The sequence below is a fragment of the Rhodococcus sp. P14 genome (genome assembly GCF_000256505.1).
GTDB classification, from domain to species: domain Bacteria; phylum Actinomycetota; class Actinomycetes; order Mycobacteriales; family Mycobacteriaceae; genus Rhodococcus; species Rhodococcus ruber.
Genome location: NZ_AJFC01000289.1, coordinates 21663 through 29642, shown reverse-complemented (window position 1 = coordinate 29642; position 7980 = coordinate 21663). Strand labels below are relative to the sequence as shown.

Genomic DNA, 7980 nt, shown 5'->3' with positions numbered 1-7980 from the left:
GGGGGGGGGGGGGCCCGGGAGCCGCTGCTGGTCACGGCGACCGGCGCGACCGTCGTCGTGGTGCCGGAGGGCGCCGACTCGGGGGAGGCCCTCGACGCGGCCCTGTACGACGAGTGGGTCACCCACGCCCACCTGACCGCCGACGCGCTCGACACCCTCGAACCCGGGGGACTCGAGGATCTGGCGGTGGTGGTCGTCGTCGACCGCGCACCGGACGAGTTGCTCGAGCGGTGGCGCGCGGCACATCGGGTCGTCGTCGTCTGACGCCGTGCCGGCGTGGTGGGGCTCCCTTCGGTCGAGGGGAGCCCCACCACGTTCGGGCAGGTGGGGCCCGTAAAGGTAACGTCGCGGGCGTCTCGGTGGATGAACGGGTGGCGGCTACCGGCCGGTACGGTCCCGCCGAGGACGCCGGGCGCAGTGACTATGCTTGATCGTTCGCGCGTGCTGGCAACGGAATCGAAGCGAAGGATGTGGGCACCTACATGCGGTCTTCTCGACACGACGGCAGTCCGGGCGAGAGCGATCCGGCGATCGCTCCGGAGCCGTCCGCCGGGAGGCACCGCGAACGCCCTGCCCGCAGCCGCCGACCGGCGCCGGCCCGCCCCCAGCGCGGCGCGCGTGCCCGCACCCAGGTGGCACTGCTGCCCCAGCTGCTGGCGTCGACCGTGGAGGAACGCGGCGACCATCCGGCGGTCGTCACGCCCGGCGGAACGGGCCTCACGTACCGGGAGTTGGACGCGAGGTCGTCGCAGCTGGCGCGAGTGCTGATCGCCCGGGGCATCGGGCCCGGCGACGTGGTGGCCGTTGCCGTGCCGCGCTCGGTGGAGTCCGTCCTGTCCGTCTGGGCGGTCGCCAAGTCGGGCGCGACCTTCCTGCCCGTGGATCCGAAGTACCCCGCCGAGCGGGTTCAGCACATGGTGTCCGACTCGGGTGCGGCCGTCGGACTGACCCTGGCCGCCTTCGCCGGCGCTCTCCCGGGATCGACGCAGTGGACCGCGCTCGACGATCCCGCCGTGGCCGCCGACATCGCGTCCCGCCCCAGCCACCCGGTGTCGTACGCCGACCGGCTCCGCCCCCTGTCGGAGCTGCATCCGGCGTGGATGATCTACACCTCCGGGTCGACGGGCCTGCCCAAGGGCGTCTCCGTCCCGCACAGCGGCATCGGCTCGCTGATCACCGCGGAGCGTGAGCACTACCGGGTCACCGCGGACGCCCGGGTGCTGCACATCTGCTCGCCCAGCTTCGACGTGTCGATGCTCGAGCTGCTGGCCACCTTCGGCGCGGGCGCGACCCTCGTGGTCTCGCCGCCGACGATCGTCGGCGGCGCGGACCTCTCGGAGCTGCTCGCGGCCGAGCGCGTCACCCACACGTTCATCACCCCCGCCGCCCTCGGGTCGGTGGACCCTCGGGGACTCGACGACCTGCGCGTGGTCGTGGTGGCGGGGGAGAGCTTCGGACCCGATCTCGTCGAACGGTGGGCCGCACCCCACCGCGACTTCTTCAACGGCTACGGCCCGACCGAGGCGACCATCCTCGCGGTCAGCAGCGCCGCCCTGCACCCGGGTGAGCCGATCCGCATCGGCACCCCGATCCCCGGCGTGGGCGCCTACGTGCTCGACACCCACCTGCGGCCGGTCCCCGCCGGTGTCACCGGCGAGCTGTACCTGGCGGGCGCACAGCTCGCGCTCGGATACCACGCCCGGCCGGGTCTGACCGCCGACCGGTTCGTCGCCAACCCGTTCGCCGACGGCGGGGCGCGCATGTACCGCACCGGCGACCTCGTGCGCCGCGACGAGGGCGGTGCGATCGAGTACCTCGGCCGCTCCGACTTCCAGGTCAAGATCCGCGGCTACCGCATCGAACTCACCGAGATCGACGCGGTCCTCGTCCGGCACCCGGACGTCGAGTTCGCCACCACCGTGGGCCGCCCGCTGCCGTCCGGGGAGACCGCGCTCGTCTCCTACGTCGTACCGGCAGGTGCGGCCGCGGACCTCGACACCGGTGCGCTCGTCGAATTCGCGGCCGGCTTCCTGCCCGACTACATGCTGCCGGCGGCAGTCGTCCCCATCCCCGAGGTGCCGCTCAACCCCGTCGGCAAGCTCGACCGCGCGGCCCTTCCCGACCCCGTCTTCGCGGTCCGCGAGTACCGGGCGCCGCAGACCCCGACCGAGCAGGCCGTCGCCGACGTCTTCGCCGACGTCCTCGGCGTCGAGCGAGTCGGCCTCGACGATTCCTTCCTCGACCTCGGTGGCAACTCGCTCGTCGCCACCCGGCTCGTCGCCCGGCTCGGCGCCGTCCTCGACACCCGGGTGCCGGTGCCGCTGGTGTTCGAGGCCCCGACGGTGCAGGCCCTCGCCGACCGGCTCGAGGCGCAGGCCGGTTCCGGGGCCCTGCCGCTCGTCGCCCGCGACCGCCCCGAGCAGGTCCCGTTGTCGCTCGCCCAGCAGCGGATGTGGTTCCTGAACCGCTTCGCGCCCGAGTCGGCGGTCGACAACATCCCCGTCGCGATCCGGCTCGCGGGACACCTCGACGTCGATGCCCTGCAGGGGGCGGTCGCCGACCTCGTCGCCCGGCACGAGTCGCTGCGGACCGTGTATCCGGAGATCGACGGCGACGGCTACCAGGTGGTGCTGCCGGCGGCCGAGGCCGTCCCGGATCTCACGCCCGTCGACGTCGAGATCGAGGACGTTCCCGCCCGGGTCCTCGAACTGGTCGGCACCGGGTTCGACGTCACCGCCGCCGTGCCGTGGCGCGTCGCCCTGCTGCGGATCTCGGCTGAGGAGCACGTACTCGTCTTCGTCGTGCACCACATCTCCGGCGACGGCTTCTCCATGACGCCGCTGACCCGTGACATCGTCGCCTCCTATCGGGCGCGTACCCGCAACGAGCCGAACCCGTTGCCGCCGTTGTCGGTTCAGTACGCCGACTATGCACTCTGGCAGCGGGAGGTGCTCGGTGACGAGGACGATCCCGAGTCGGTGCTGTCCCGGCAGCTCGCCTACTGGCGCGCGCAGCTCGCGGACCTGCCGGAGGAGCTCGGCCTCCCGGCCGATCGTCCCCGCCCCGCCGTCGCCTCCAATCGCGGTGCCGCCCTTCGCTTCCCGATCGACGAGGAAGTGCACGCCGCGCTCGCCGAGCTGGCCCGCACCCACAACGCGAGTGTGTTCATGGTGGTGCACACCGCGCTGGCCGTGCTGCTGGCCCGCCTGTCCGGCACCGACGACATCGCCGTCGGCACCCCCGTCGCGGGCCGCGGCGAGGCTGCTCTGGACGACGTGATCGGCATGTTCGTCAACACCCTGGTGCTGCGCACCGCCGTCGTGTCCGGTGAGTCGTTCGCCGACCTGCTCGCCCGGGTGCGGGGCACCGACCTCGAGGCATTCGCGAACGCAGACGTGCCGTTCGAACGCCTCGTCGAGGTGCTCGACCCGCCCCGCTCGCAGGCCCGGCACCCGCTGTTCCAGGTGATGCTCACGTTCCAGAACCTGCCGCAGTCCGCTCTCGAGCTGCCGGATCTGCGCATCTCCGGCGTCGAATTCGACACGGCGATCGCGAAGTTCGACCTTCAGGTCACCGTCGCCGAGCAGGTCTCGGACCGCGACGCGCCGGGCGGGATGACGGTCGAACTCACCTACGCCACCGACCTTTTCGACGCCCCCACGATGACGTCCTTCGCCGACCGATTCACCCGGATCCTGCGGGGCGTCGCCACGTCCGCCGCCACCCCGATCGGCACGCTGCCGTTCCTCGGCGACGCCGAGGCCGAGCGGATCCTCACCGAGTGGAGCAGCCTCGGACCCGGCGCCCCGGTGCCTGCCGAGGCGACCCTCGTCGACCGCTTCGAGTCCGTCGTCCGCCGCAGCCCCGACGCCCCGGCCGTCACGTTCGCCGGACGCACCCTCACGTTCGCCGAGCTCGACGCGCGGGCCAACCGCCTGGCCCGGCGGCTCGTCGCGGCCGGAGCGGGCCCGGACGAGCTCGTGGCCGTCGCGCTGCCCCGGTCGGCCGACCTGATCGTGGCACTGCTGGCGGTACTCAAGTCGGGTGCCGCGTATCTGCCCATCGACCCCCCCTACCCCGCCGAGCGGCTGCGGTACATGCTCGAGGACTCCCGGCCGCGCTGCCTCCTCACCGACGCAGGCGGTGTCCTGCCGGACCTCGGCCTGCCACGGGTGCACGTCGAGGACGACGACCCGCACGCGCCGAGCGGGCCGGTCACCGACGCCGAGCGGATCGCGCCGCTGCGCGCGGACAACCGTGCGTACGTCATCTACACCTCCGGCTCGACGGGCCGCCCGAAAGGCGTCGCGGTCACCCACCGCAACGTGCTGACCCTGTTCGCCAACGCCGAACCGCTGTTCGGGTTCGGCTCCGACGACGTGTGGACGCTGTTCCACTCCTACGCGTTCGACTTCACGGTGTGGGAGCTGTGGGGACCGCTCCTGTACGGCGGCCGGCTCGTCGTCGTCGACTACCTCACGTCGCGCTCGCCCGAGCAGTTCCTCGAGCTGCTGCGGGCCGAGCGGGTCACCGTGCTGAACCAGACCCCCTCGGCGTTCCTCCAGCTCGACGAGGCCGACCGGGTGGCGTCGGTGGAGCGCCCCGACGCCGGTCCGCTCGCCCTGCGCTACGTCGTGTTCGGCGGCGAGGCCCTCGACCTCGGCAGGCTCGAGGGCTGGTACGGGCGCCGGCCCGTGGCCCCGACCCTGGTCAACATGTACGGCATCACCGAGACCACGGTCCACGTGTCGTTCCGGGCCCTCGACCGCGGCGACGCCCGCGCCGGTGCCGCCAGCCGGATCGGCCGCTCGCTGCCGGGTCTGCGGCTGCGGGTGCTCGACCGGCTGCTGCAGCCCGTCCCGGTGGGCGTGCCGGGCGAGGTGTACGTCTCGGGCGATCAGCTCTCGCGTGGCTACCTCGGTCGTCCGGGGCTGACCGCCGCCCGGTTCGTCGCCGACCCGTTCGGGTCGGGCCGGCTCTACCGCACCGGCGACGTCGCCCGGTGGAACGCCGACGGTGAGCTCGAGTACGCGGGGCGCAGCGACGCGCAGGTGCAGTTGCGGGGATTCCGCATCGAACTCGGCGAGGTCGAGGCGGCGCTGGTGCGTGCCGACGGGGTGGCCCAGGCGGTCGCGGTGGTCCGCGACGACGGTCTCGGCGATCGGCTGGTCGCATACGTGGTGCCCCGCGCCGGGGAGGACCTCGACGTGGCCCGCGTGCGCGAGCAGCTCGGCGCCTTCCTCACCGGATACATGGTTCCGGACGTCGTGGTCGTTCTCGACGAGCTGCCCCTCACCGTCAACGGCAAGCTCGACCGGCGCGCCCTGCCGGTGCCCCGGGCGACCACCACCGCGGGCACGCGCCGCGAGCCGGTCACCGACGCCGAACACGTCGTCGCACAGGTCTTCGCCGACGTGCTCGGCGTCGAGGGAGCCGGGGCGGACGACTCGTTCTTCGACCTCGGCGGCAACTCGCTCATCGCGACGCGGGTGATCGCGCGGGTCAACGAGTCGCTGGGAACCGCCCTGGCGATCCGTGAGCTGTTCGAGGCGCCGACGGTGGCCGAACTCGCCGCCCGGGCCGACGCACACGCGGAATCGGTGGCCCGGCCCGCGCTGACCGCCGGGTCCCGCCCCGACCGGGTGCCGCTCTCCCTCGCCCAGCAGCGCATGTGGGTGCTCAACCAGCTCGACCCCGCCTCCGCGAGCTACAACATCCCGCTCGCGATCCGGCTGCGCGGCCGCCTCGACACCGCGGCGCTCACCGCGGCCGTGCGCGACGTGATCGACCGGCACGAGTCGCTGCGCACCCTGTACCCGCAGGACGAGACGGGGCCCTACCAGCGCATCCTCGACGCCGACGCCGTCGTGCCCGCGGTGGTGCCGGTCGAGGCCGCATCCGAGCAGGAGGCGCTCGCCGAGGTCGTCGCCCTCGCTGCCGAAGGGTTCGACGTCTCGTCGCAGGTGCCGGTGCGCGGCCGGATCGTCTCGGTCGGCGCCGACGACCACGTGCTCGCTCTCGTCGTCCACCACATCTCCGCCGACGGTGCGTCGCTGGCGCCGCTGGCGCGGGACCTGATGACCGCGTACGCGGCGCGGTTGTCCGGAGATGCTCCCGCCTGGGCGCCGCTCGAGGTGCAGTACGCCGACTATGCGCTCTGGCAACGCCGGGTCCTCGGCGACGCCGACGACGCGCAGTCCCCGGCCGGTGCCCAGCTCGCCTACTGGCGTTCCCGCCTGACGGGCGTGCCCGAGCTCCTCGATCTGCCCACGGACCGGCCGCGGCCGCCGCAGCCGTCGCTGCGCGGCGGCACGGTGGCCGTGCAGGTCGACGAGCAGATCCGGCAGCGGCTCGACGCGCTTGCGCTCGCGCACCGGGCGTCGCTGTTCATGGTGGTCCACGCGGCCCTCGCGGTGCTGCTGGCCCGCCTCAGCGGCACTCACGACATCGTCGTCGGCACGCCGGTCGCGGGCCGCGGCGACCGGCGCCTCGACGACCTGGTCGGGATGTTCGTCAACACCCTTGCGCTGCGTACGGACGTGGACCCGGCGGCGTCCTTCGCCGAGTTGCTCGACCGGGCCCGCGCGGTCGACCTCGAGGCGTTCGGTCACGCCGACGTGCCGTTCGAGCGGGTGGTCGACGACGTGGTCGCCGCGCGCTCCCCGGCCCGGCATCCGGTCTTCCAGACGGTGCTGTCGTTCCAGAACACCGAGGCAGCGCGGCTCGAACTGCCGGATCTCACCGTCGAGGCGCTCGACGGCGGCGAACTCGCCGCCAAGTTCGACCTGCAGGTGACGGTCGATCCGCGCGAGCACCCGGGCGGGACGGCCGCCGGCATGCACGTCGGGTTCACCTATGCCGTGGACCTGTTCGACGCCGGCACCGTCGCCACCTTCGCCGAACGTTTCCTGACCGTCCTGCGCGCCGTCGCGGAGAGCCCTCGGGCCGTGGTCGGAGACATCGACATCCGGACCGAGACCGAGCGCTCGGCGCCCGCCGACATCGAGCCCGAGCCGGTGGCGGCCCCCGACCGGGTCGAGCGGACCGTGCCGCAGGAGTGGCAGGTCGCGGTGGAGTCCGACCCGGAGGCCCCGGCGTTCGTCGCGGACGGTGCCGAGGTCACCTATCTCGAGCTCGAGCGCCGGTCGTCGCAGTGGGCCCGGTATCTCATCGCCCAGGGTGTCGGGCCCGGCGACGGTGTCGCGGTCGCCGCGCCGGCCGGGCCGGAACTGGTCATCGCGCTCTGGGCGATCACCAAGGCGGGCGCCGCGATCGTGCCTGCTGTCTCCGGCTCCACGGCCGCGCAGACACCCGGGCTCGGGTTGGCGACGCACGGGGCGGACGTCCGGCCCTCCGCCGCTGCGCGCTGGCTGTACCTCGACGAGCCGGCGACGGTGGCCACCGTGGCGGCGCTGTCCGCCCGTCCGGTCGACTACTCGGAGCGGGTCCGGGTCCTGCAGCCGCAGCACCCCGCGCTGTGGGTGGCCGGCCGTGTGGTCGACCACGGCGAACTGGTCGCCCTCGCCCGCGGCGGAGGGGCGGCGGGGAAGCTGGACTACGAGTCACGGTTGCTGGTGTGCGACGGTACGGCGGAGCAGTGGCGCGTCTTCGCGATCCTGGCGGCCGGGATCGCCGGTGCGGTGGTGGTGGTGCCCGAGCCGGACGCCGACCTCGCCGCCGTGGTGGCCGACGAGTGGGTGACCCACGCGTTCGTCGCGTCGTCGCAGGTAGAGGCATTGAACGACGCGCCGGCCGAGGACCTTCGGGTCGTGGTCGTCACCGACCGCGACGAGGTTCCTGCGGGGTCCGCCGCAGCGGGTGACGAGTGGGCGACAGTGGCCGCCGTCGACCCGTGGAGTATGCGGAACTGAATACCGGCCGGTAGATTGCCTGCGGGCGGGACGAGTTCTCCATTCTCTTCCCGCGCGTGGAAGGAGCTGTTCCGTAGTGCAACGCAGGAGCCCGGTCCGGGCAGAGCGA

The 7980-nt window shown here is 73.3% G+C and carries 2 protein-coding genes; both read left to right on the top strand.

The features are described from left to right. Positions 1 to 264, top strand: a 264-nt coding sequence (locus tag OEY_RS30290) for a hypothetical protein (RefSeq protein ID WP_010595615.1), incomplete at its 5' end; no start/stop codon positions are given. Between the two features lie 218 nt (positions 265 to 482). After that, a complete protein-coding gene (locus OEY_RS0120320; protein ID WP_237713770.1) occupies positions 483 to 7871 on the top strand; it encodes a non-ribosomal peptide synthetase in 7389 nt (2462 codons plus the stop codon). The last annotated feature ends 109 nt before the right edge of the window (positions 7872 to 7980 follow it).

Excerpts from the sequence above, each read along its gene's own strand:
- OEY_RS0120320 (WP_237713770.1), top strand. The coding sequence starts at position 483 with ATGCGGTCTTCTCGACACGACGGCAGTCCGGGCGAGAGCGATCCGGCG.